This is a genomic window from Belliella marina (assembly GCF_042682445.1).
Taxonomy (GTDB): Bacteria; Bacteroidota; Bacteroidia; order Cytophagales; family Cyclobacteriaceae; genus Belliella; species Belliella marina.
In genome coordinates, this window is the sequence record NZ_JBHUHR010000031.1 from 223,211 (window position 1) to 249,085 (window position 25,875).

19 protein-coding genes and 1 pseudogene are annotated in these 25,875 nt (G+C 38.9%); 10 read left to right on the plus strand and 10 right to left on the minus strand.

Annotation, left to right across the window (positions count from 1 at the left end):
- Positions 1-272 precede the first annotated feature (272 nt).
- Together ACFSKL_RS11570 and ACFSKL_RS11575 are read left to right on the plus strand one after the other, a co-directional pair.
- Complete coding sequence (locus ACFSKL_RS11570; protein ID WP_376886395.1) at positions 273-2,042, plus strand: amidohydrolase; 1,770 nt, start codon at positions 273-275, stop codon at positions 2,040-2,042.
- 59 nt (positions 2,043-2,101) lie between these two features.
- Positions 2,102-3,469, plus strand: coding sequence for an alginate export family protein (locus ACFSKL_RS11575; RefSeq protein WP_376886396.1), 1,368 nt, complete (start codon positions 2,102-2,104; stop codon positions 3,467-3,469).
- Positions 3,470-4,141: 672 nt separating this feature from the next.
- Here the strand turns inward: ACFSKL_RS11575 and ACFSKL_RS11580 are convergent.
- Positions 4,142-4,903: a nucleotidyl transferase AbiEii/AbiGii toxin family protein gene (locus ACFSKL_RS11580; protein ID WP_376886397.1), complete on the minus strand. Its 762-nt coding sequence runs from the start codon at positions 4,901-4,903 to the stop codon at positions 4,142-4,144.
- Entirely contained in the window at positions 4,900-5,232 is a 333-nt protein-coding gene (locus ACFSKL_RS11585) for a DUF6922 domain-containing protein (RefSeq protein WP_376886398.1), read from the minus strand. The genes ACFSKL_RS11580 and ACFSKL_RS11585 overlap by 4 nt, the downstream gene beginning before the upstream one ends.
- A 391-nt stretch (positions 5,233-5,623) precedes the next feature.
- On the opposite strand from ACFSKL_RS11585, the gene ACFSKL_RS11590 reads away from it, so the two are divergent.
- The 6 genes from ACFSKL_RS11590 to ACFSKL_RS11615 all read left to right on the plus strand — a co-directional run bounded on the left by ACFSKL_RS11590 (position 5,624) and on the right by ACFSKL_RS11615 (position 13,158).
- Complete coding sequence (locus ACFSKL_RS11590; protein ID WP_376886399.1) at positions 5,624-5,845, plus strand: hypothetical protein; 222 nt, start codon at positions 5,624-5,626, stop codon at positions 5,843-5,845.
- 117 nt (positions 5,846-5,962) lie between these two features.
- Entirely contained in the window at positions 5,963-6,364 is a 402-nt protein-coding gene (locus ACFSKL_RS11595) for a plasmid mobilization protein (protein WP_376886400.1), read from the plus strand.
- Positions 6,349-7,677 (plus strand): relaxase/mobilization nuclease domain-containing protein, encoded by a 1,329-nt coding sequence (locus tag ACFSKL_RS11600; RefSeq protein ID WP_376886401.1) that lies wholly within the window; start codon positions 6,349-6,351, stop codon positions 7,675-7,677. The genes ACFSKL_RS11595 and ACFSKL_RS11600 overlap by 16 nt, the downstream gene beginning before the upstream one ends.
- A 5-nt stretch (positions 7,678-7,682) precedes the next feature.
- Positions 7,683-9,665 (plus strand): conjugal transfer protein MobC, encoded by a 1,983-nt coding sequence (mobC, locus tag ACFSKL_RS11605; protein WP_376886402.1) that lies wholly within the window; start codon positions 7,683-7,685, stop codon positions 9,663-9,665.
- A 708-nt stretch (positions 9,666-10,373) separates the two neighbouring features.
- Positions 10,374-10,742 carry a hypothetical protein gene (locus ACFSKL_RS11610; RefSeq protein ID WP_376886403.1) on the plus strand — a complete coding sequence of 123 codons (369 nt, stop codon included), beginning with the start codon at positions 10,374-10,376 and terminating at the stop codon, positions 10,740-10,742.
- A gap of 100 nt (positions 10,743-10,842) precedes the next feature.
- A complete protein-coding gene (locus tag ACFSKL_RS11615) occupies positions 10,843-13,158 on the plus strand; it encodes a preprotein translocase subunit SecA (protein ID WP_376886404.1) in 2,316 nt (771 codons plus the stop codon).
- 170 nt (positions 13,159-13,328) lie between these two features.
- Here the strand turns inward: ACFSKL_RS11615 and ACFSKL_RS11620 are convergent, their stop codons facing one another.
- A complete protein-coding gene (locus tag ACFSKL_RS11620; protein ID WP_376886435.1) occupies positions 13,329-13,514 on the minus strand; it encodes a WG repeat-containing protein in 186 nt (61 codons plus the stop codon).
- 329 nt (positions 13,515-13,843) lie between these two features.
- Positions 13,844-14,437 carry a hypothetical protein gene (locus tag ACFSKL_RS11625; protein ID WP_376886405.1) on the minus strand — a complete coding sequence of 198 codons (594 nt, stop codon included), beginning with the start codon at positions 14,435-14,437 and terminating at the stop codon, positions 13,844-13,846.
- A 910-nt stretch (positions 14,438-15,347) separates the two neighbouring features.
- Between ACFSKL_RS11625 and ACFSKL_RS11630 the strand changes: the two are divergent.
- Positions 15,348-15,698: pseudogene (locus ACFSKL_RS11630) on the plus strand (ArdC-like ssDNA-binding domain-containing protein).
- On the opposite strand, the gene ACFSKL_RS11635 reads toward ACFSKL_RS11630, so the two are convergent.
- Positions 15,680-17,782 (minus strand): GAF domain-containing sensor histidine kinase, encoded by a 2,103-nt coding sequence (locus tag ACFSKL_RS11635; RefSeq protein WP_376886406.1) that lies wholly within the window; start codon positions 17,780-17,782, stop codon positions 15,680-15,682. The pseudogene ACFSKL_RS11630 and the gene ACFSKL_RS11635 overlap by 19 nt on opposite strands.
- A gap of 638 nt (positions 17,783-18,420) precedes the next feature.
- On the opposite strand from ACFSKL_RS11635, the gene ACFSKL_RS11640 reads away from it, so the two are divergent.
- Positions 18,421-19,122, plus strand: a complete 702-nt coding sequence (locus ACFSKL_RS11640; protein ID WP_376886407.1) for a sugar transferase — start codon at positions 18,421-18,423, stop codon at positions 19,120-19,122.
- Positions 19,123-19,807: 685 nt separating this feature from the next.
- Here the strand turns inward: ACFSKL_RS11640 and ACFSKL_RS11645 are convergent.
- The 5 genes from ACFSKL_RS11645 to ACFSKL_RS11665 are packed head-to-tail and all read right to left on the minus strand — an operon-like array spanning position 19,808 to position 25,674.
- Positions 19,808-21,154 carry an endo-1,4-beta-xylanase gene (locus ACFSKL_RS11645; RefSeq protein WP_376886408.1) on the minus strand — a complete coding sequence of 449 codons (1,347 nt, stop codon included), beginning with the start codon at positions 21,152-21,154 and terminating at the stop codon, positions 19,808-19,810.
- Positions 21,151-21,936, minus strand: coding sequence for a WecB/TagA/CpsF family glycosyltransferase (locus ACFSKL_RS11650; RefSeq protein ID WP_376886409.1), 786 nt, complete (start codon positions 21,934-21,936; stop codon positions 21,151-21,153). Before ACFSKL_RS11650 ends, ACFSKL_RS11645 begins: the two co-directional genes overlap by 4 nt.
- Before the next feature lie 2 nt (positions 21,937-21,938).
- Positions 21,939-23,033, minus strand: coding sequence for a glycosyltransferase (locus ACFSKL_RS11655; protein ID WP_376886410.1), 1,095 nt, complete (start codon positions 23,031-23,033; stop codon positions 21,939-21,941).
- The gene (locus tag ACFSKL_RS11660) at positions 23,030-24,262 is read right to left on the minus strand and encodes an O-antigen ligase family protein (RefSeq protein WP_376886411.1); all 1,233 of its coding nucleotides are present in this window, start codon (positions 24,260-24,262) and stop codon (positions 23,030-23,032) included. Before ACFSKL_RS11660 ends, ACFSKL_RS11655 begins: the two co-directional genes overlap by 4 nt.
- A complete protein-coding gene (locus ACFSKL_RS11665) occupies positions 24,259-25,674 on the minus strand; it encodes an oligosaccharide flippase family protein (protein WP_376886412.1) in 1,416 nt (471 codons plus the stop codon). The genes ACFSKL_RS11660 and ACFSKL_RS11665 overlap by 4 nt, the downstream gene beginning before the upstream one ends.
- Between the last annotated feature and the right edge of the window lie 201 nt (positions 25,675-25,875).

Below are 25,875 nucleotides of genomic sequence, written 5' to 3' on the forward strand. Positions count from 1 at the left end.
AATTAACCGTATTCAGCTATCAAATAAATAAATGGTTAGTTGAACTCAAAATTTTGGACATTATACAAAGAATGATGGTAATCACCCTAAGTCATTTAGCGACTAAGTTTGCCCATATCAGAAATACAATGATCTACCCTTTAAAAATTTATGGCAATATGAAATCAAGCATGACGAAGAACGTCACACACTGGGATGATTATCAACCATGCGAGATTCCATAGCCTGTCCCGACCAATCGGGATGACCTCTGAAAAACAAAATATAAACACATGAAAAGAATCAAATATTTATTGATAAGTGTATTTATGGTTATGGGCTCAATAGTTCAAGCTCAAGATGCAGATATAATTATCAAAAATGGCAAGATTTCCACTTTGGACAGTAATGATACGGATGTGCAAGCAGTAGCCATTTCTGGAAATAAAATTTTGGCAACAGGTACAGATTTAGAAATTTTAAAACTAAAAGGGCGTAAGACAAAGGTTATAGATGCCAATGGCAACCGGGTGATACCGGGGCTGTTAGACAGTCATATGCATGTGATTAGAGGAGGTCGTTTTTATAATACCGAATTGCGTTGGGATGGCGTGACATCCCTAAAAAGAGCCTTAGAAATGCTCAAGGAACAAGCAGAACGTACCCCGGAAGGGCAATGGGTACGTGTAGTAGGTGGATGGAATGAATATCAGTTTGAAGAGAAGAGACTACCTACCTTGGAGGAAATCAATGCCGCTACAGGTGATGTACCTACATTCATTCTATATCTGTATGGAAAAGCTTGGTTGAATGAAGCAGGACTAAAAAAATTGAATATCACAGGAGATACACCAAATCCACAGGAAGGCTTAATCCAAAAAGACAATTATGGCAACCCAACAGGTTTATTGGTCGCTGAACCTAATGCATTTATCCTTTACTCTACATTGGCAAAATTGCCAAATCTGACTAGAGAAGAAGAAATAAACTCCACAATCCATTTTATGAGTGAATTGAATCGGCTAGGAGTAACCGGAGTAATGGATGCAGGGGGTGGTTTTCAAAATTTCCCAGACGATTATAGCATTACTGATGAACTGAACGATCAGGGAAAGATTACCGTACGCCTTCCCTACTTTTTGTTTGCTCAGAAAAAAGGAACTGAACATGAAGATTATGAAAGATGGATTGGTATGGTTGAGCTACATGCAGAAAGGCCTGCCATTAAAGTTGACTATCGAGTAGAAGGAGGAGGGGAAAATCTTGTCGGAGATGCTGCTGATTTTGAGAATTTTCTATTTCCAAGACCGGAACTTCCCACAGCTATGCAATTTCAGTTAAAAAGAGTTATTCAATTGTTGGTACAGAACCGTTGGCCTTTTCGCTTGCATGCCACTTACGACGAGAGTATTAGTCGATTTCTCAGCGTTATTGAAAAGGTAAACGAAGAAATACCGCTTAATGGCTTGGTTTGGTTTTTTGATCATGCAGAAACTGTGAGTGAGGAAAATATGCAAAGGATAAAGGCTCTAGGTGGAGGCATTTCTGTCCAGCATAGGATGGCATATCAAGGAGAAAGTTTTATACAGCGGTATGGTAAAACAGCGGCGCTAGCTTCTCCACCTGTAAAAAGGATGTTGGAGTTGGGGATACCTGTTGGATTGGGTACTGATGGGACACGAGTTGCTTCTTACAATCCATGGGTAGCACTGTATTGGATAACCACGGGTAAAACCATTGGATCAATTCAGGTAATGTCGCAAGATAATGTATTGGATAGGACAACTGCACTGCGGTTGGCTACTCACAAAGGATATGAGTTGATCAGGGAAGAAAATAAAGGTAAGATTGAGCAGGGGTATTATGCGGATTTGGTGATTTTGGATAGAGATTATTTTATCGTTCCAGATGAAGAAATCAAGCATATTGAAAGCAAACTTACAATTGTTGATGGCAAAATTGTATATGGTGATGAAGATTACAGTAAGGTAGCTCCAGTCTTGACTGAAATAATTCCTTCTTGGAGTCCTGGAAATTACTTTGGTGGATATCAAAAAAAATAAATGCTAGAGGGATTATGAAGAACTATGATAAAAAATAGGATTAACGACTCCTTTTCCAAATGAAACTTAAAATTATCTTATTATGGGGAACGGTACTCGTGGTACAGTTCTCCTATCCCCAAAACTTTAAGCTGATGCGTTACGATGAGGATTATTCAGCGCTGAAAGACAGCACAAGAAGTTTTTATAATAAGATAAAGTATATCAGGCTTTCACAAAATGGTAACACATATCTTTCAATGGGTGGTGAAATCCGGGGGGAGTTGGATTATGTGCAAAATGAAGATTGGGGAGAAAAGAATTTGGGTCGAGATATTTTTTCCCTTCAACGTTATCATCTACATGCCGATTTTCATTTAGGAAATAGGTTCCGTGTTTTTGGACAACTTCGCAGCGGACTTGAAAATGGACGAAAAAATGGTCCCCGCCCGATTGATGAAGACAAACTAAATGTACAAAACCTTTTTCTGGATATAATGCTATATAAAAATGTGTACCGGAATCTTACTATACGGATGGGGAGGCAGGAAATCCATTATGGAAGCGGACGTTTGATTGATGTACGAGAAGGTCCGAATCTTCGTTTGTATTTTGATGGGTTGAAGCTTGCTTATTCAACACATAAACTAAGCTTAGATGCATTTGTCATGTCAACGGCCATTGTAAATACTGGAGTTTTTGACAATAAATCAACACGAAAACCTAACCTGTGGGGAGGGTATGGTACTTTTTTTATTCTAAAGGGTAGCAATTTGGATTTTTATTACCTTGGAATCAACCGACCAAATTCCAGGTTCAATGAAGGAGTGTCCAATGAACACAGACATACTTTTGGTTCTCGTTTTTGGAGAATTGGTAAGGGGTTTGTTTACAATTTTGAAACAGGTTATCAATTGGGGTCATTTGGTTTAGACAATATAAGCGCTTATGCAATTTCTTCAGAAGTCGGATATATGTTTGAGTTCATCAAAGGATCACCAACTTTGAGATTGAGAAGTGACTATATCTCAGGGGATAAAGCAATAGGTGACGGAAAACTTGGAACCTTTAATGCGATGTATCCAAATGGTGGGTATTTTGGAATTAATCCTCAAATAGGGCCAGCAAATTTAATATCTGCACATCCTAACTTAATTTTGCATCCAGGTAAGCAAGTAAATCTCACAATGGATGTGGTGCTTCACTGGCGTCAATCCATAGGGGATGGGATTTATGGTCCCAATGGTTTTCTTAGAATGCCTTCATCAAATTCAAGTGAAAAATACATAGGAACAGCCTATATGACGACCTTTTCGTGGAATGTCAATAATTTTTTAAGCTATAATCTAGGAGTCCAATACTTTAAAACAGGTAGCTTTATCAACGATGTGATTCCAGATCATAAAGATGGCTTTTTTGTGGGATCAGTAATACGGTGTAAATTTTAAATGAAAAAAAATAATTTCAATTTGGATTAGACATTCATTTAATTGTCAATTACAAAGGAAGTTTCAAATACTTTGGGAGAAGTGGATTAGAGCGAACAATAAATGGTCAGACCAATTCTGCATCCCTAAAAACAGGGATTGACTTGGATGTTTTTTCAACAATTGGTTGTTGTTTCTAAAATTTTGGACATCATCATTTCCTGTTCTAAAAAGCATCTTTTCAGACTTTTGGGATTTAAGAAAGTTTCATACTATGTTCCATTTATGTGTTGTCGTAATCACATAGGAAATCCCCCGCGTTTTGTATTTATTTATAGGATTTAGAGAATTATCAACGAGGTGTTATCAGATGTTTTTCTCCCAACTCATCCAATAATGCACCTGTTAATGCTTGTGTTGGATATTTCAATGCCAAAGGAACAAGAGAAGTCTTCCCTTCCTGATTTAAATTTTTGAATAAATTATAGAACCTTATACACGCCTATTTCAAGGACGTGTCGGGGATTGTTTTTACGAGCCTAATGGAATTTAAAATTTGGAGAAGGGGGATGTTTTCTTTGGCAATGTTGTTTTTTTGTTTGATTGTAGAAATCTATGAAATAGGTACAAATAAGAGGGGAATTGATTTTTTGGATTTTGGAAGAGAACAGATATTGATTCAAAAAACTCTATTCAATGTTTTCTTGGAGAGGGATATTCAATGTTTAAATGTAAACATAATCTTCTTATTTGCATCCTCCAATGAATACTTGCCATCCTCCATGAGACTGAGTTTTCCATAATGATGATGTTATCATGGGAATGCATCATCTTATCTTTACTTACTTTGTAGTTATTGTCAAACCTTAATAACAATAAAGGATTGTGAATTGCATTTTCTTCTTTGTCTAAATCAAAGATACTTCTATCTTTTTCTCCATTAAACCTAGTATACTTTTCTAAAAGTGTTTGATACAATTCAATTATTGGGATTTGTTCTGTGATGTAGTACAAATCATAAATGTCTTTTTTGGCAGGTCGACTTGAAGCACTGAGCAATTTAAACAAACCAATATCCCTTAATGAAAATAATCGGATACCTTCGATTTCCTCAATAGGATCCATTGTCTTCATATTTTGTATCAAGTCTACTTTGATTACCACTGAGTTGCACTTGATGAAGAATCGCAAAAAAGTATATTGGTCGTTAATGTTGGTAGGGTCAATAAAACTAAATGCATTGTCTCCAAAATAATTTTCAACTTCCTGTTGAATACTCTTGAAGCCTTTAAATCCAATTATCTCTGTACAAAACAGATCAATGTCAACAGATTCACGATGGTTGAAGCGCAATGCTAGATTTGTACCTCCAGCTAAAGAAAATTTTTCAAGACTTTGTAAGCTTTGTAATTCTTTTATGGTGTTGAGCAGTATGGATGATACTGCTTTTTTCATAGAGTGTACCGGAAAAATGGCTTGGTATTGTAGCGATCAGATACAAGGGTACACACTTCATTACTAATAAGCTCTTTTGTGTTTCTTAAAATAGAAACAATGACTTCATGCGAGTACAGGTTTTCCAATTTTTGGATATCTTCCTCAAAACTATTTTTTGTGGTTGCAAATAGAGCCCTTGGAATAATAAGAGCCTTGTCTTTTTTAACGGATAGCTTGTTGGTATCCATATCCCAAAATAAATGCTTTGGGAACAGTTCTGCTATGTTGATCCGCTTTTCCACGCTATTTTTTTTACAAAGGTATAAAATATTGTTGTATTCTCTCAATTTTCATACCAGTTAAAAGTAATGCTTAGTTCGGTTTTTGACCAAAATGATTTAGAGGATTTCAACCAAAATTTTCAAGTAAAATAAACGAGGCAAAAGTATCATGGTTGGTATTAAGAATTTCAATGAAAATAAATGCTTGATTTATTTTTGACAACGGCAAAAATTAAGGAATTCCTATTACAAATTAATAGGGCCATTTAGAATAACTTGCCAAGTTTTTGGACTGTAAAACTTGATTTTTTTTGTGGTAAATTACATGTTTTCAGATACTTGTTTAACCCTTTAGATCCTTAATTCAAGAATATTTTTAACCCACCTTGAGTTTTTATACTGATAAAATCCCTGATCAGTTCCCAAAATTTATACCCAACCAAACTATAGGAAGCCAATGGAAACGAGCAGAAATAAAGTACAGTCTGATAGATTTATAGGTATTCATCCAAATATAGAAAAGGTTAAATCATTCTTTTGGGAAAGAAAAGTCCCTTTAGAAGAAGCGGAACTGTTTTTTTACTACCATGAATCCATGGGGTGGAGGACAGACTCGGGGGCATCCATATTGGATTGGAAACCTTTTGCCAAACAATGGATAGGAAATCTAGGCTACTGATGGGTTGGGATGGGTTCTGTATAATGCAAAAACTAAACAAATCCTTTGAACCCCGAAAAGCCCCAGCTCAGTTCTAGAAGACAGTAAATAACCTTCAACCCTAATCAAAAAATCACCATGCCAGAGAACAAGGAGAAAACCAACAATTTGACCAGAAGGGTGGAAAGCAGAATTTCAGAAACCAAGTTCCAAGAATTGTTGACTATACTTTCCCGGTCCCAAAACCAAACGATGAGCAGCCTGATCAGGGATATATTGTGCAAACAGAAATTGGTCGTAACCACCTATGATAAAAGCTTGGATGTATTTCTTGAAGAACTTTCCCTGATCCACCAGGAAATCAATGCCATCGGTGTCAACGCCAACCAAATTGTAAGGGTATTCCACAAAACAGGAAACCTTTCCAAAAAACTGGCTTTGGCAAAAAAAGTAGCAACAAGTCTCAACGAGGTATTGAAGAAACAAGACCATCTCAAAATGACCATCAGTCCACTTTTGGAAAAATGGTTGCAAAAATAACCACTGGCAAAGAAATCAGGGGATTGATTCTCTACAATGAATCAAAGGTTCAAAATAGAAAGGCTGTCTTGATCCATGGGCAGGGGTTTCTGGGGAATATCCAGAAATTGTCGGACATTGAAAAACTGGCAAGATTCCAAAAACGTTTTGGACTCAACAAAAGGGTGAAGACGAACACACTGCATATTTCCCTGAATTTTTCACGAAAGGATCAGCTTGATGATGGATTGTTGAGTTTTATCGCAAAAGACTACATGGACAGGATTGGTTTTGGAAAGCAACCATATTTGGTCTATAGACACGATGATACCGACCATCCCCATATACATATTGTTTCCACCAATATTGACCAAAATGGGAAAAGGCTGGAGACCCATAACCTGGGTAAAGGGGTGTCAGAAATAGCAAGAAGGGAAATTGAGCTAAGCCTTGGACTTGTAAGGGCAGAAAGCCAACAGAAAGAGTTTTTGATATTCAAGCCCTTGGAAAAACTCGCGTATGGCAAAGGAGAAACAAAATCCCTGATTTACAATATTGTAACAGAGGTCTTGCGCAGTTACCATTTTGAATCCTTTCCGGAATTCAAAGCGGCATTGGCCCAATTCAATGTTTCCGCTTCCAAAGTAAATGCCACAGGCAAGGAATTTCATGGCAATGGATTGGTGTATTCCATTATAGACAAAAATGGCAAACCTGTGAGCGTCCCCATCAAATCCAGCAGTCTTTATGGAAAACCAACCTATCCCAAGATATTGAAAAAGGCATCATTCAACAAAGGGAAGATTAATGTAGACAAGCAAAAAGCCAAAGAGGATTTGATGCTAAGGATCATGGAGGTACAAAAATCGATGGCCTTGGAAGCTGCCGGAAAAGGCATGCTTGATTTGTTTTTGGAAGGGCTTAGTAGAAAAGGGATTTACCTTCATCTGGTTTACAACAAAAACGGAAGACTCTATGGCTGTACCTATGTGGACAACATTGCCCGGAAAGTCTATAAAGGGTCTGATCTTGGAAAAGCATTGGGAGCAAATGGAATAACAAAAGCTTTTGGTCTGACCGCCAATGGGAACTACCCAAAAGGACCAGTTGCCCAACAGAAGCCAATGGATGGGGAATCTGGTAGGCTAAGTGATAAGGATTTTCCAGAGAAGGCTCTACATGATACAGCTGATGCCACCTTAAAACCTTATGGTTTATCAGCTTTGGTTGGCTTTTTCAGGGAGATTTTAACTCCCGATTATGGTGTCACGCAAGGCAATGATCCCGGGAATTTGAAGAAGAAACGAAAGAAAAAAAGAAAAGGAAGACAGTAGGGAATATGGCCACAGGTGAAAATGCAGAGGCACTAAGGAAAATACTTGACCTTACCAGAAAGGTAGGGTTTGGAACTTTGTTGTTCCATTTTTATTGGGAGTGCAAACTTGTAGTCAATGACTGGAAGCTCGACATCAATCTGTTGGAACAATTTGTCAGCGAATTGGCAAAGACAGGCCTGTTTGGTGAATTTTGGTTTGCAAAGGCATTGGCATTGCTTCTATTGCTCATTTCAATCTTGGGGATAAAGGGTAGAAAATCCCTGAAAATTGGTTTATTGCCAGTTTTGTCATTGGGTAGTTTTGGCATAACATGCTATTGGTTTTCCAAACTACTACTCAAAAATAGGGGAGACCTATTGTTTTTTGAATATGCTTATATCGGATTGACAGTCCTTGGATACCTGATGGTGCTGAGTTGTGGGACGTTTTTGACAAGGATCGTATGGGATAGGGATCAAACGGATATCTTCAATAAACTCAATGAAACATTTCCCCAAGAGGAAAGAAAGCTTGAAAATGAATACTCTGTCAACCTTCCCGCAGTCTATAGGATCGGCAATAAGGTAAGGAAAAGTTGGGTCAACTTTATAAATCCCTTCAGGGCTATCCTGGTGGTCGGTACCCCAGGATCCGGTAAAAGTTATTTTGTGATCCGACACATCATCACCCAGCATATAGCCAAAGGTTTTTCGATGTTTATCTATGATTTCAAATATGATGACCTGTCCAAAATCGCCTATAACGCCCTGCTGAAAAACAAGGGGGCTTACAAGGCTGTCCCGAAGTTTTTCACCATCAATTTTGATAACCTTGAACATAGCCACAGATGCAATCCACTAGAACCAAGCACCATGCTGGACATCACGGATGCATCAGAATCATCCAGGACTATCATGATGGGACTGAACAGGGAATGGATCAAAAAGCAGGGGGATTTTTTTGTGGAATCTCCCATCAACTTTTTAACGGCAGTGATCTGGTTTCTGAAAAAGTACAGGGAAGGGAAGTATTGTACCCTTCCCCATGTGATTGAATTGATGCAGGTGGAATATGACAAGCTCTTTTCTGTGCTTCGGACAGAGCCTGAAATAGAAGTATTGATCAACCCATTTGTTTCTGCCTACCTGCAGGGGGCAGCCGAGCAGTTGGAGGGTCAGATAGCAAGTGCCAAGATAACCATGGCCAGGTTGTCCTCACCCCAGCTATACTACGTGCTTTCCCATTCTGAATTTACACTTGACATCAATAATCCTGATGAACCCAAGATTGTCTGCATGGGAAACAATCCACAGAAACAACAGGTCTACGGGGCGGTATTGTCGCTTTATATTTCCAGGATTACAAAAATTGTGAACAGGAAAAACCAATTGAAGTCAAGCTTGGTTTTTGATGAATTCCCCACCATCTATTTCAATGGGATTGATAGCCTGATTGCCACAGCAAGAGGGAATAAGGTGGCGACCACCTTGGGTGTACAGGACTACAGCCAGCTGAAAAAGGATTATGGTAGGGAGCAGGCAGAGGTGATCATGAATACGGTTGGGAATATCATCTCAGGGCAGGTGTTGGGTGACACTGCCAAACAGCTTTCCGACAGGTTTGGAAAGATCATGCAGGCTAGGCAAAGCCACTCCATCAACAGCAATGATACCTCGGTCAGCCATTCACACCAAATGGACTTGGCAGTGCCACCGTCAACCATCTCTACACTGTCATCGGGGGAATTTGTAGGGATTGTCTCAGATAATCCAGATCAGGAAATCACCCTGAAACGCTTCCATGCAAAGATCACCAATGACCATCAGGCTTTGGCAATAGAGGAGCGACAGTATAAACCCATCAGAAAAGCCAGGGACTTGGAAGGGAAGACTGTGAAGGAAAACTACCAAAGGATCAAATCTGAGATATTACAGTTGGTAGATACAGAGCTTGAAAGGATGATGGACAGCCCGGGATTGGCTGGCCTGATCATTCGGGGGAGGTGATGATTGGAAAAGAATTAGATAGATAATGAGTTCTTTGTTTTTTGACTGGTTGATAATATTGGATTCTACTTTCCATTTTTGTTGACTCCCTTTATTTAGATGTTTTCATCGATATTTTATTTTTAATATATATATCCGCTTTCTTACCAGTAGCCAATTAAAATAATGTATCCATATTGTTTCCAGGGCAAGTTGACTGTCAACCGTCGACACTCGTGCGCCGTGGCGTAGTTGACAATTATCCGCATGATTACAGATGCATAATTTAACTACTTGTGCCATTGCGGATAATCATATTTTTTTATTTATCAGGTAGTAATCCATATGCCATTCACAAACCGATCAGTTTTATTTCCCATTCAATTCTTCAGCAATTTAGGATATCATCCCCCACACATGGCAAGAGACTACGGCATAAAGTCGTGGCGCTTTGCTTACTGTTATTCCGTTTCCTCTTGCATTCAGTGGGGGCTGAATCCTGGTAGTGCTTCATAATTAAATCTTTAAACTAAAAAGAAGAAATCATGAAGACTATTGCGAGAAAACAAAGGAAGGATGTTTAGTATATGGTAAAAAAAACAATGGTTTGTGGTTATAAGTTGGCTCTCACTCCCATGTTGGATTATAGTACTAGTTTAAATTTATTGATTTGACTAAATTCAAGAAAAATTTAATTATCTTCTCACATAATTCATTAAATTTATTGGAATGAAACAATTCTTTGTCCAGCTTTTGATTGTGCTTACCGTTTTTATAACGGCTGAGGTTATCGTGCAGGACAGGGAGCTTGTTTATCATGATGAACTACCTGAGATTGCTAATTCGGAATGGGTTTGTACCGATGACCTTCCTTTGGTTTTCAATCAGTCATATCAAGATGGGCTTCCTGATACAGATGGGGCGACTCCCCTAAAACCCAAATTGGCTAGTATTTCATATTCACCTTTACAGGCATTTTTTTATAGAGAGAAACTTCAGCAAAAAGATGGTTTCACTTTTGTTTTTCTACAAAGTCGCAAATCCAATATTCCCCATCTCAATCGGGATGAGGAATACCCCACTTTCTTTTTAGGGTAGCTTTTACCCTTCCTTTTTATGAATCCCATCCCATAATATGGGAGACTAATGCTGTTTCTATACTTCTGAACAGCCATTCTTTACTATTGATAAATAAAAAATGAAAGCTAAGAACAAAGAAAATAAATTTGATCTTCTACTCAAAAAATGGGATGGAGACAGGACATGCTATGACTTAACTCCCTATCATGCCATACTAAAGCGTATCAAACAAGAGGGGATCCTTTTATCAGATAAACCTGAATCCGAGTTGGTCGATATGGCAAAAAACATAAAAAAAATGATATGTAATAATCCAGACCTTGATAATCACCTTTCCCAAGTTTATGCTTTGGTTGAGGAGATTATCAAACGGAAGTTAAAAATCTTTCCCTATGATGTGCAGTTGATAGGAGCCATCGCTTTGCATGAAGGCAACATCATCGAAATGCAGACCGGGGAAGGTAAGACACTTACAGCTGTATTTGCCGCCATCCTCAATGCGCTTACAGGAAAAGGCGTGCATGTCCTGACATTCAATGATTATCTGGCTAAGAGAGACGCTGATTGGATGAGAACTGTATATGGTTGTTTTGATTTAACGGTATCCCATGTAGATGGGAATATGAGTCAGAAGCAAAAAAAGGATGCATACAGCGCAGATATAACCTATGCCACAGCAAAAGAAGTGGGGTTTGATTATTTACGAAGCAATATGGCTTACTCCAATGATGAAATGGTATTGGAAGGCTTTAATTACGCCATTGTGGATGAAGCTGATGCGTTGATGATCGATGAGGCAAGAAATCCCTTGGTATTGGCCGGTGATATGGAGAAGGCTTATATGGATCCTTACGAAATCGCCAAGTTCGTGGAGAACTTTAAAATGAATAGGGACTACCGCTTGAATGAGTACCAAACAGATTTATATTTAACGGAAATTGGAATAGAAAAAGTAGAAAGGCAGTTTGATCTCAGTAATCTTTTCGAGGAAGGAAACCAATCCCTTCACGCATCCATCAACTTGGCATTACAGGCTTCTGTACTACTCAATAGGGATATTGATTATGTGGTGAAAGAAAACAGCATCAAATTGGTGGATGAACTGACCGGAAGGATAGTTGAGGACCGTAAATGGCAAAACGGACTTCATACAGCGGTTGAAGCCAAGGAGGGACTTCCAATCCAGACAGAGGGAACAGTTTTGTCTTCCATAAGTATTCAGCATCTGATGAGGCTTTATCCGAAGCTTTCGGGCATGACAGGTACAGCAAGAGATGCCACAGAGGAGTTCGACAATTTCTATGACCTAGGTGTAGTTGTTGTCCCACCCAACCGTCCGTTTTGTCGGATCGATTTTGAAGATGCCGTATTTGCAGATAAGGCAGGCAAATACAATGCAATTGTGGAAGAGATAAAAAAGGTTCATAGTTCTGGAAGGCCTATTTTGATTGGGACATTATCGATAAAAGAATCTGAACAATTACAGAAGGAACTTCAGAAGCATCAACTTTATTGTGAGTTGCTCAACGCCAAAAATGATGCATATGAAGCCCAGTTGATTTCCAAAGCAGGAAAGCTGGGAGCCATCACTATTTCCACCAATATGGCCGGAAGGGGAACCGATATTCTGCTTGGTGGTGGTGATCCGGCCGAAAGGTTAAAAGTAGTGGCACTTGGCGGCTTGCATATTGTAGGAACCAACCGACATGAAAGCATACGGATAGATCAGCAGCTCCGAGGAAGAGCTGGACGACAAGGGGATCCAGGATCCAGTAGATTTATTATCAGCTTGGAAGATGATTTGATGATCAAGTACAAGCTCAGGGAACTGCTGCCAAAAAAGTATAGGCAAACAGGCGGAAGAGGACGGCTCGAACATCCTGTTTATGCGCGTACCATTGCCCAGGCACAACGGATTATCGCTGCCCAAATGTTTGAAATCCGTAAAACCCTGCTCCATTACAGCACTTTTGTGGAGCAACAGAGAAAATTTACTTTGGCAAAACGAAAGGGAATTTTCCTTGGAACAGAAGAAAAAAGAGAATGTATCCTCAACCTGTGGGATTTGTTCTGGACAAACCACCTGAATTTTACCATTCAGTTGCGCTCAGGGATATATTGGGAAAGGGTGGGGGGCAATGATCCACTGCGGGTGTTTTTTCAAAAGGCAGATCAGCAATTTTGCGAGAAGGTAAAAGAGACAGAAGCAAAAATCCTAATACTTAAATCCAACAAGGTTCCTCCCCCTATAAAGCGTCCCTCTTCCACATGGACTTATATTGTGAATGACAATCCTTTCCAAAATAAGATTGGTATCTTTCTTTCCAGCAGTGGAAATATTGGTTTCCAAATCGACCTGTTGGTCGGTCCAGTCATGTTTTTGACAAAACTGGTAAAACGATTCATCAAACGCTGGTTTGGACAAAAGCAATGATGCCAATAATTGAAACCAAGGGGGGAGGATTACTAAATACACCCCGAGGGAAAAAGTAATTAATCTATTGCAAATACCCGTTCTAACCCAAAATAAAATGCCAATAGTAAGAGTTTTCTAAGTGACTCTTCTTGGATAGAAAGCCGCTCAACAGTGCTGTCAGAAGTGGTTTAGTGGTTTTCTATTTTAATTTTATCTTGATTATCATATTTAATAGGGACAACAACTTTACCGTGAGTATCTATAAATCCAAATTTATCCCCTTTTTGAACCAAAGCCCAGTAGGTTCCATAAATGCCAAATTTCCCAATATTGTCATACTCAATTGGCACTACAGCTTTGCCATGGGTATCGATGAATCCAAATTTATTGTTTTTCTGAACTTAAGTTTTCTTCAAATGCCACGCGATTCTCTTTTAAGAATTCTATCAAGAATCTTTGTATGAAGACACAATTGTTAGTCTTAGAATGTTAACAACTGACCCCATATTTACAGTTCTTTCATTTGAAATTTTACTTTCTAAAAATATAGGGCCTATTAAAATCAAATAATCCTGCCATTATCAAGAGAGAACTCTATTGAATTGAGCAGGGGTAAAGATCTCGTCTTTTTATAACTTAACCCATTCAAAATATATCATGAAATTTAGAAGTATGTATTTTTTTAGTTTCATCAATCTTTATGTTATTTTTTTGTCAGCTCCAAGACTATGGTAGAATGAATATCTGAAGCTATCTGTATTTGGTAATTGATCATTGTGATTTTATTTGCGTTTTCATATGACCTTTTGGTTCCGTCATCAAATTCTATTTCATATTCACGATCAGACATTTTTAGTAGCCATTTACGGACTGAATTAAACCCAGCTTTTTCCTTAGAAGAAGTTAGCACATATTCACTTTCGCCTTGTTGATTTAATTCATTACTTAGGTAGTTGTACTTTAAAATTTCTCTTTCAAATAAAAAATCTCCAATATCACCTTCAAAATACCAAACACTGTCCTGACTTAAAGGAACGCTTCCGAATGTGATTATCACTTCATTTACCTGCCAATCTCCTAGTAGATTATGGGTTGCTTCAGACTCATAATCATGACAAGAGTAAAAAATAATCGATAGGAACAGTGTTAGATTTCGACAAATGGTTTTTCCAAATTTTGCATCTATTTTCAAGTGTAATAAGTATTCCATAGCAGTCGATAAGAATCTTGAATCATAGCACATCTGATGTTTAATACGGATTCTCTTTGTATGATTGTTTGTCCTGTTTGTTTCCATAAGAATATTATTTTTTCAATAGATACACCACTTTTCTACGACATACAGTTCGAACAATCTAATCCAGAAGTTCTTAGGGTTTTTAGGATAAGTTTTCACTTCGTTGTTTATACTTTCAACCTGTAGTTCATTTGTTTATAAGCAGGAATTCAATAGGATTACTAAAAATACATATTTTCTTGTTTAATCTAAACTACCCGCTACAACCAAGGTGATCTTTGTTCTTAGCACTTGGGAAAGAGATCCAAAAGTCATTCATTTCAATAATTAAGACTCCTCTTTAGGATTGACTGAATCGTCCAATCTCAGGGAAGGTTTTTTTAAGCAAATGAACTTAAAATCTGACAATTGTACCAAATTTTTCAGGTCAAATTTCTGATTTGATTAATGGAAAAAAGTACATTTTTGCCTAATTTTTAATAGATATATTACTTGAAAGAAATATCCATACCTGAAAAAGTTAACTGTCCCTATTACTGTAATAGACTAAAAGCAACGGTATTGTAATTTTTTAACATGTTGAAAAGAAAGGAAGAGGTCAACCGTATTTGCTAAATTGTAAAATATTATGAATACATTTTTTTTATGTTTTTTGCCCAAATATTATAATACTTTAAACCGAAGTCTATGCAAACTATTTTAAAATATTCAGATAGCTTCATTATATCATGCTAATAACCTAAATTATAGTATTCTATTTTGCTTTTGAAAAGTAAAAATCAATTCACAAGTTTTACTTTCCATTCATTTCCTCAGCAATTTAGGATATCATCTCCCACACATGGCAAGAGACTACGGCATAAAGCCGCGGCGCTTTGCTTACTGTTTATTCCGTTTCCTCTTGCATTCAGTGGGGGCTGAATCCTCGTAGTGCTTCATAATTAAATCTTTAAACTAAAAAGAAGAAATCATGAAGACTATTGTGACAAAACAAAAGAAGGATGTTTATCAGGTGGTGACCGATCTGATCATTGAAAAGCTTGAAAATGGGATTGTGCCTTGGAGACAAGTCTGGGAAGGAGGAGAGATCCCTGCAAACTACCTGACCCGGAAATGCTATAGTGGTATCAATATGTGGATCCTTATATCAGCGTAGTGTAGACGGCCATATTTTATGACTTTTAAACAGGCGCAAAGTTTGGGAGGTTCGAAAAGGAAAGGTTCAAAGGGATTGCCTGTTTGTTATTGGGGGTTCAGCTACTATGACAAGAAGAGTGGCAGGAAGCATATGGAGGAAGAAGCCTATTCCACTCCCTCATAGTTGAAATTATAGGGAAACCGGAGTGAAAATGTTGTGCCCACATTCTCAATACTCTCAAAATCCAACTTTCCGTTCATGGCAAGAACCAACTCGTGCACAATATTTAACCCCAGCCCCGTGCCCTTTATGTTGGAGACATTACTTCCCCTGTAAAATGACTCGAATATCCTGCCTTGGTCTGACTTTGGGATTCCAAGTCCGTAGTCCTTTACCTTTATTTCAAAGAAAATCCCTTCATAGGACAGTTTCAACTCAGGTTGTTTGTGGCTGTTATGGGAATATTTGAAGGCATTTTCAATCAGGTTTCTTAGGATGTGCCTTAGTTTTGCAGGATCACACTGTACTGTACGGGGTTGGTCGGGTGTGGTGACCTGAAAGTCCCTGCTTTGGGCAATGTTCTGCTGTACTTCAACCTTGAACATGCCCAGAAAATCCAACAGCTCGAAAGTTTCCATGTTGATCCTGATGTTTTTGTTCTCGTGTTTCTCAATGATCAATACGTCGTCAATGACAGATGTAAGCCTCTTGACCTGGTCGTAGATTCTATTGATGTGGTGTTTCATCTTGGAGATCAGCTGGCCGTTGGATATTTCATCGGAAAAAAAGTTCAACAGTTCGTTGCTGCTCATGATGATGGAAAGAGGGGTTCTAAACTCATGGGAAGTCATGGAGATGAATCGGGATTTCAGACTGTTCAGCTCTTTTTCCTTTCTCAGGGATTTTTGGATTTCCCTATACATATGCTCTTTGTCGGACACATCCCTAGCGGTGCTGATTACCTGTAGTACCCCACCATCTTGGTCATAGATAACCTTTGATATGATTTCCAGCTGAATGGGTTTCTTGGTATCCATGTGGAAGATAGAGAGGATTCGTTTCAGTTTCCTTGATTTTCCACTGCTTTTTTCCACCACTTCCATCATGTCCAACACCTCCTTCAGACTCTTGCCGATGAAGCAATCGGGACTGTACCCCGTAACATGAAGCACAGATGGGGAAATATATTCAAAAATGAGGTCTTTGTTGAGCAGGCATATCACGTCGCTGATATTCTCCTCCAGGAGCTTGTAACGCTGCTGTGCCAACAGTTTCTGGAGTTCCAACTCCCTTTTTTCGTTTAGGATCCTAGTGAACTTGATCAGGTTTCCATAAGAGAAGACTATTGGACTGAGAAATTCCAAATCTTCACAGCTGTATGGAGTGTCCCTGTTGGCAAGGCCGATTAGGCCTAAAAACTCGTCGTTCTTCCATACGGGAATACCCATAAAGCGCATAATTGAAGGATGACCCTTTGGAACACCTGCACATGGTTGTTCCTCGCTGGTATTGTTTGAAATATAAACCTTTCCTGTCGATAGGGAATGTCCGTAAAGGGAGTCGTAATTTGAGAAACTCATTCCCATCTTGAAGTTTTTCTTTATGAATTCCTCATTTCCGGCAATCGCAAATGCATGGGGCGTCATCTTCCTCTTTCCGGTCTGATCCTCTATTACCTCACATATAAACCCCATTTTGTCCCCTGTAAGTCGGATAAGTTTCTTGAGGATTGACTGGAGGATGTTCTCAAACCCGCTGTTGGTAAACAGACTCAACTGGGCCTCGGAAATAATCTGTAAAATATCACTGAGCCTTTTTGCCTTTGCCTCACTTTTCTCCAGGTTGATTTCCTGGTTGATGCTCTTGACTGTGTCCGAAAACCGCCCATGGTAACCCACAACACCACCAGATTGGTCAAGCTGTTTCCAGATCCTGACGGCAATCCTGAAAACCCCTATAGGGGTAGTGATCCTACTGATGAAGCCGATTTCATTCATTTTTTCCAATTCCTCCAACTTTGAATTTGTCAAGGCCAATTCCTCGGGATGGATGGTCTTTCTCCAATGGTTGGGGTTTTGAAGAAAAGGTTCTTTTTCCAAACCGTAGTTGGTGATGGAATCCGAAATGAAAATACACCTGTCCAATTCAGATGTGAAAGAAAAGTATACTTCCTTGACAGGTGCCTGTAAAGCTTGTTTTTGTTCAATTACGGATATAGCTTTTTTTACCGAATTGATTTTTTTCTGGTTTTCCAAATGCTTTTTCATGTTGTTTGGCATAGGGTTTTGTAGTATATAGGTTTTAAAGGGTACAGGTAACCCTAGGGCAGCACCAAAACCTGATCCTCGATCATTTTTAATTTTTTTAAAATCTGTGGCCAAATCCCCAAAACTGGTGGTTGATGGAAATTAGCCTGTGAAGTAAGAAAAATATGTCTGTTTATGAAATGGACCAACAAAAATAAATGGGCCTGCCGGTAGTTTCATAAGGGTTGTTTGATTTACCATTTGGCATTGTTACTGGCAACTATGTTGCTCAAAACAAAGGGAGGATTATGTGTTTTTATCCATTGAATGGTGGTTTTTAGCGATTGAATATTTCTGGTTTGTGTGTGTGCTCACACTCGTGAAGTTATTGCTTAAATTATTATTTATCTAACTTTTAATCAAAAAATGTATGGTTTTTTTAATTAAAGGTTGAATTTTTTATGAAAAAGAAAAAATAATAATTATAGGATACAGCTGGTTAACTAATAACCACCATTGATTTACACTGAGGCGCAATGCCTTAATTTTTGAACTATTAGGTTTTTAACTTCACACAGAAGGAAGTCGGACATCATTGCTTTTTGATACAAAACAGACTTCGAGATAAGCATCATGTTTTATTTAAACTCTTAAATCCTATGAAAACAGCACAACTACTAGACAACCAAACAGATTTCAATTTAATTTTAGACAGTACCGAAGATCCAATTCTGTTTGATACCGAAATGTCCCAAGGCTTCAACCTATTTAATCTTTATATTAAAAGATTTCTGGATCTACTTATTGTGACATTGTTTATGTGCACAATTGGGTTTTGGCTTTTTCCAATTATGGCCATTCTGATAAAATTGGATTCTTCTGGACCAGTGTTTTTTAAACAGTTGAGACATGGTAAAAACAACAAGCCATTCTATTGTTACAAATTCAGAAGTATGGTAGTCAACCAAGTGGCAGATACAAAACAGGCAACCAAGGACGATCCAAGAATCACCAAAGTAGGAAGGGTTATTCGTAAAACCAGTATAGATGAACTTCCCCAGCTGATCAATGTGTTTTTGGGTGAAATGTCTATTGTTGGTCCCCGACCTCATCCGTTAAAACTGAATCAGGAATTTTCCACGAAAATTGATGGCTTTATGAACCGTCATCTGTCCAAGCCAGGACTGACTGGTCTTGCCCAGGCAAGGGGGTTTAGGGGAGAGACTGCAGAATTCCACCAAATGTATTCGCGATACAAACTAGATTTGCTATATCTTAAAAAATGGTCTCCATTGCTCGATTTGAAAATAATTTGGATGACAGCCCATTCATTGGTGACAAAAAGGGACAATGCCTATTGAAAATTACTGCTCAAGTATAAGTTAAATTACTACTACTATAGATTAAAAAGAGATCGCTATCTTAGCGGTCTTTTTTTCTTGGTTGCCAATGAAAAGGGCTGAAAACATTTCAGCCCATTTGCATATAACCACCTATAATTCCTATCGAAACAGATTGAACAATAAGAATACTTTAATTTAGGAGATTTATATAGAGCTAACTAACATATTACCAAAGAAATATAAAGGTTGCTTGTTTTTATAAATGAAATGCAATCCCCATATCGGGTAACTTTTTCAGCAATTAAATTCCTTTGGTTTATACTCTATGAGACCTGCAATTCATAGGGGATTTATCCAAAATAGCAATAGGGCTAGTTTGTTTATTGGTAGTATCATTTTTATGGATCCCCACTTTCTTACCCGTAGTCATTTATATGAATGTTTAAATACTATGGACTACACCTCTGCCAAGTGTCAGCTGTTATTCTTGACTATTATTCGCATGAATACATGTGAAAATTCACATACTGGTTTCATTGCGGATAATCTTATTCTTTATATCTGATTTGGGAAAAAAATACAAGTTGTTTTGGGTTTCTCAAAATTTGTAAACTATCCAATTGAATCAATTAAAGAATGGTGTGAGTTTTTTTATTTTTGGAATTGGGGGACTTCTAAAACCGTCCTGCCTTAGCCCATCAATTCAACTTGCGGGAATCTTAATCTTGGAGAGATAACTAGTATCTCCAAGTGAAAAATAAAGTTCATGTAACAGATTGCCTGGACGATCATAGATTTTAATGGAATAGTCACCTTTAAATCCCCTGGTTGAGATGTTGTTCGATTTGGTCAACTGATGCTCTTCCTGTGTCCACCATTCCTTATGTACCAAGTCCAACCATGCTTTTCCATTAGGCTTAATTTCCCATTCACTTGACCAGAGAGCGGCGTCTGGATACCAATGGTTCTGCTCCCAAAAACCCCATAACATTATTCCCCTCATTTTCGGATGGGAAAAACACATGCGTAGAAAATCTTCGGTAAACTGTGCCTGCAATTGGAGATCATTTTCATTGGGATATGATTTTATGCCTCTTTTTCCGAACATAATATCGAATTCGGTAATTTTCAAATCCACACCCAATGAAGCAAATGTATCTAACCTACCGTATAGTGTATCCATATCAGGTAGGTTGTCTGGTTCAAAATGTGACATAAAACCAATTCCGTCTGGTGACAGGTCTTCAGCTTTCATTTTTGTGACTCTTTCCAAATAGGGGAGGTATTTTTCACCCCTGGAGGTCAGAACCTTGCTTTCATTGACATAATAGGAGAGGCCAAAGTACTTTCTCAGTGCAAAGACTTCCCTATAAATACCCAGTCCGTACTTTTCTTCCAACAGCAATGTGTTTTTATGATCCTTGGATACCAGATGGTTGATAGCATCCCATTCATTGATGTAACCTTTGGTCTTGTGAAGTAGATCTTGGACGTGGGAAAGCTGGGCTTGGATGAAGCGTTTGTCATTTTGGTATACGTTGGGGCTTATAGCCTGGTCTATCCTTTCGTAATCAAGGATCGGAGCCCAAAGTAGACAATGTCCCCTGACATTTATTCCTGAATCCTTTAAGTTTCTTATTGCCTCCAATGTACGGGATTGACGATACTTACTTGTAGGTTGTTTGTTACTCCATTGCTGCCACTTCAGATCATTTTCCAATACTACTTCATTGAAATATCTATGGATCTTCTGGGCGTATTCGGGTATGGCCGTATAGTCATATGCATCTATGGCTGTTCCGAATGAAAAAGAATGCCTGAGCTGTTCTATCTTAACTTCAAGATATTCATATTTGTTGCTGTCAAACTCTATGTCAAGAATGATATCACTTTTCCGGTAACGGTCTATGCGCTCATTGGCAGCACTTTTCCATTGATCGTTTTCAGGGTTATAGGTGATCGGTCTTTTAGGTTCCCGGATTAGTGCCACACTGGCCAAAACAGCAAAACCCAAGATCATACAGAGCAGCAATGGACGTAAAGGGCTCATTTGGCATATTTTTCCTTAAGAACGAGATAGAAGAAATTCGGGAGGCCAATGAGGTATCTTTTCCATAGTTTTTTCGGTTGGAAAATCAGCCTCATCAACCATTCCCCTCCATTGTCTGTGACGAATTTTGGACCTCTTTTATCAATGCCCAGATAATGTCTAAACAATGCCCCTGTTGCAAATACAGTAGATACATTCAATTTTGGGTGATTGTCATATGCCCATGTTTCCTGTATAGGCATGCCCATTCCGGTAATTACAATATCAGTCTGGGAATTGTTGATCATTGAGACCAGACGGTCGTTTTCCGGGCCTGACTTATCAAAAAAACCATGGTAGTATCCTGATATCGATAGACCTGGATGTTGTTTTCCGATTTCAATGGCAAACTTTTCAATAACCTCAGCTTCATCACCAAGAAAAAAAACCCTCTTTTTTTCTTTCGTGATCAGCTGTATCAAATCTTCAAACCAATCAGGTGGTGTCATTCTGTCCCCAATGGATTTTCCCAGTAGTTTTCCTGCTATCCTCACCCCAAAGCCATCACAGAATAGCACAGTTGAAGCATTGATCCGTTCTTTGTACAATCGATTTTTTTGAGCCAAAGTCAACCCATGTGCATTGACATAGTTGATCAGGGATATAGAATTTTGATCCTGTAGTGATTTTTGGAAATAATCCAGAAGACTATCTTGGTTTACCTGATGAACATTTACCCCCAAAAGATTGACCTGGGGAAATGGACTTTCTGTAAGGGTTCTAGAACGTTGATTGATTTCCATAATTAGCTTGATTGAAATAAGACTTCATAGTTTTTTAGGATATGGTTGACATCAAAATCCTTGGCACGTGCAATCTGTGTAGACTCATCAAGTCGCTTAGCCAAAGCTTTTTGGATGGTTTTCGCCATACTTTTGGGATTGCCGACAGGCGTGAGGTAGCCATATCTTTCCATGTCCAGGATCTCAGATGGGCCACTTTCACAATTTGTTGAAACTATTGTGGTTCCAGTGGCAAGAGCTTCCACCAGGATATTCCCAAATCCTTCCCATAGGGAAGAAAGGACAAAAACATCGCATTTTGCAATCCATGCAACAGGGTTCAATTGAAACCCGGCAAAATCTACCCGATGGCCTAGTCCGAGGGATGCTACAAGCTTCTGCAGCTTGGGAAGTTCATCTCCTTCACCCACTATAATCAGCTTGACCTCCGAATCGTCGATATGGGTCATCGAAGTAATCAATGTTCCAAAATCTTTCTGGGGGGTAAGACGGCCCACTGCAATCAGCAATTTTTCTGAGCGGGGACTTTTTATCCAAGGATGGTCTACTTGCTCGGATTTTTTGGTCAACATGGTTTCGTTGAATGCAGGGTTGTAGACTACCGTGATCCTTGATCTTGGAATCATTGCTGCCTTTGCCAAATCATCCGCTACACCTTTGGATACGGCGACAATTTCGTTGGCAAAACGATATAGGAATGGGATAAGGAAAAAGCTTATTTTGTAAAATCCCCATGGAGACTTTTGGAACTCCTGAAAGGTATTGCTTCGCTCGGAAATGATCAGTTTTACCTTGCTTCCCGAAATCATTTTGCACATGATTGCAATCAGGTTAAAATGCGGAACAGCCGTAAATATGGTGTCATGGGGATTGAGCTTTAAGAACCGGGAAAATTTTCTGAGGAGTTTTAGCCTGTTGTCAGTGTCGGCACTGTAAAGTTTGATGCCAGGATTTAGATTTTCAATATATTGTCCCTGCTTTTTTGCCAGATAAAAAGAAACCTCATGCCCATTCTGGTCAAAATAATTTGCTACATTGACCATCATGCGCTGTACGCCACCTTGGTTTAGATTGATATAGAATAACAGTATTTTCATTTGCTTTTGTTTGATTTGTTGACCCTGTTGTGCAATGCTATCGTGACGACGAAGAATAGCCAGAAGATGTCGTTATGTTTGATGGAAGTGCTTTCGATTAAGTTGTAGGTCAGAAAGAAAAATAGAAATGCTATACTCCATAAATAAGTGTAGTCCAACTGCTTTTTCACGAGTGAAATTCCGGAAAAGAACGTGTAGAAGAGTAAAATGGTCAAAAGCAGGAAACCAATGATCCCTGTACCTATCAATACATCTATAAAGCCGTTATGGGCTTGATAGATATTTTCCCAACTCATCTGTGTCCATACTATATGCAGGATTTCCTCGTTCATCCAAAAAGATTCAAACCCATAGCCCAACCAGGGCTTTTTTTCAAAAAAATCCAATAGAACGATCCATAAAGGCACACGTCCGGTAAGGTCTGACTCTTTTCCAAACAATCCAAAAAAGGCTTCGATGTCTAAGAAAAAGACCGTGAAGACAACTGCAAGGATGGATAGCATGACAAATAGAATGATGTTTTCTTTGCGTAACGAGAAACGGCAGACTGTGAGAAATAGCAGGTTGAGCAACGCTATCAACAAGGCACTGGTGGAGTCCGAATTGTAAATGCAGACAAAGGAAAGTAGAATGGGAATCAAATACCTCTTTTTATGGTAAACCATATACAGAAAGCCATTTACGAGGATCTGCATTGACATCACCTTCCCAAACTTGTTTTTATGTATGAATACACCTTTCCATGCGCCCATGTGCATTCCCATGTTTTGTGTTTCATCCATTTTACCCAAATCCCCCATCAAAAAGATAATGGCCATTGAGGAAAGTGTAATGATAAGCAGGGCTATTTGGCTGATTTTGAGAATGGACAACACATTCATCCTATAACCTATGGAAATTCCGATCAAGGAAGATAAACAGAACATGATGGATCTTTTCAAAGACACTTCCGCCAATTCACTCCAGAGAAAGGAGACAGTGACATAGGTTATCAGTGCAAACAACAGCTTGTTTTGCAGGAATGCCCCCAAAAATTCATTGAGGTCGAAGTATAGCATGTAGATCATATAGATCATCATGAAAACGAGTAAATAGATAACCCCCGATTCACCATCAGAACCATCTGTACCCCTGGTGAGCAATGGGAAAAATGCTCCGGTAAACATGATTACCAGAAATATATAGTATGATTCTGATAACTTTGAGACTGGGTAATGTTGGCTTCTCATTTGAAAAAATCGATTTTAAATACCCTAAGTAACAGTAGGTAAACCAAGGCTCCCAATGGGACTAGAACCACCAGACGCAATACGTAACCCTCCATGATTTCCTTTCCATAGAAAAGCCCCAAGCCCATGATACTGGATGCCAAAAGGACTTTAAGGAAATAGATAAAGGGAAATGGGAGGGGATATACCCTTCTGGAAATGACAATACTCATGGTCAGGGCAATGGAAAAGCTGATCAAGGTAGAGATCACCGCACCGATTACGCCCAACCAGCTAATGATAAACATGTTTAGGCCTACATTGACGACAGCCGCTGCTATAACTGGGTAAATCTGTAAGTATGTGCGTTTCCCCAATTGGAAACTTTGGTCAAAATAGAAGTTTTTTGCACCAACCATCACAGTCCCTCCAATGATATACGGCACTATTTGCTTTGCTTCGGCAACGAATTTTTCACCGATGAACAAATCAACCACTTCTGAGGATAATGCGATGAAACCCAATGAAATGGGGAGTGAAATCTTAAGCAACAATTGAAGGTTTTTGATTAGCTGGATATTGGCTGCTACGACTCCACTACTCTCCAAAGCACGGATTGCAAGGGGAAAACTTCCCAGATTGATCGCAGACATCACCACCCAAAGGCTTTGCCGTGCCAGATCATAAGCGACTGCATACAAACCAGTTTCCCGGTCTCCCAGAAAGTAGTTGATAAAATACCTGTCGGATGAATTAAAGATAAAGGTCATTCCAAAGGTGACTGTAAAGGGAATCCCATAAATAAGGAATTCGCGAAAGAAACTAAGTTTAAAGTGTCGAAAGCTAATTGAGATGGCCAACAATATGGATTTCATGCTCAATATCGTTGTCAGGATGGTGCTGGCAGCAAGGGAAATCAGGAGTCCACGGACTCCAAAACCATTGTATACCATGAGAATCCCCATACCCAAGGCGAAAGAAGATTTTAGGGTGAAACTGAGGGAATACCGGATGACTTGGAGATTGGAACGTAAGAGTTCTAAAGCTATCTCAAAAAATGCTTCAGTCCATAACAGAACCATTCCAAAAACAGCAAGTTTTACGACCATTTCCCCTGGGTTTATGATGTACAGAAGGCCGGTCATGAGAAGACTTACGAATATGGCAGTGGCATATCCCACTGCTATGTTGGCATAGAGTGGAGCCCTTTTTAACTCGGTATCGAACTTGGGCAGGTAACGGAGGAGTCCCATTCTGATCCATTGGAACAGCAAGGTGTTGCACAGGGCCACAGTTGAAATCACTATGGCGTATTGGCCATAGTCTTCTGGGCTTAGCAATCTCGTATACACTGATAAGGCTGCGAAATTGATGATTCCTGGTATACCTCTGCCCACTAAATAAATAAGACTATGCTTTCCTTGTTTGCTCACTTTTGGTTATTAGAATTCTAGCATGTAAGATTGATGAATCTGAATTGGTATTGTTTTGGGTCTTGTATGGTCTGAAAACATTCACGTTTCGCTTAAAAAGCAAGTGCTTGCTGTTATTGAGAATTAAATATAGAAGCTAAAACCCGAAGGCCATAGTAACAGCTTGGTGCTTTATGGCACTTTACAACCAATGGCCAATAA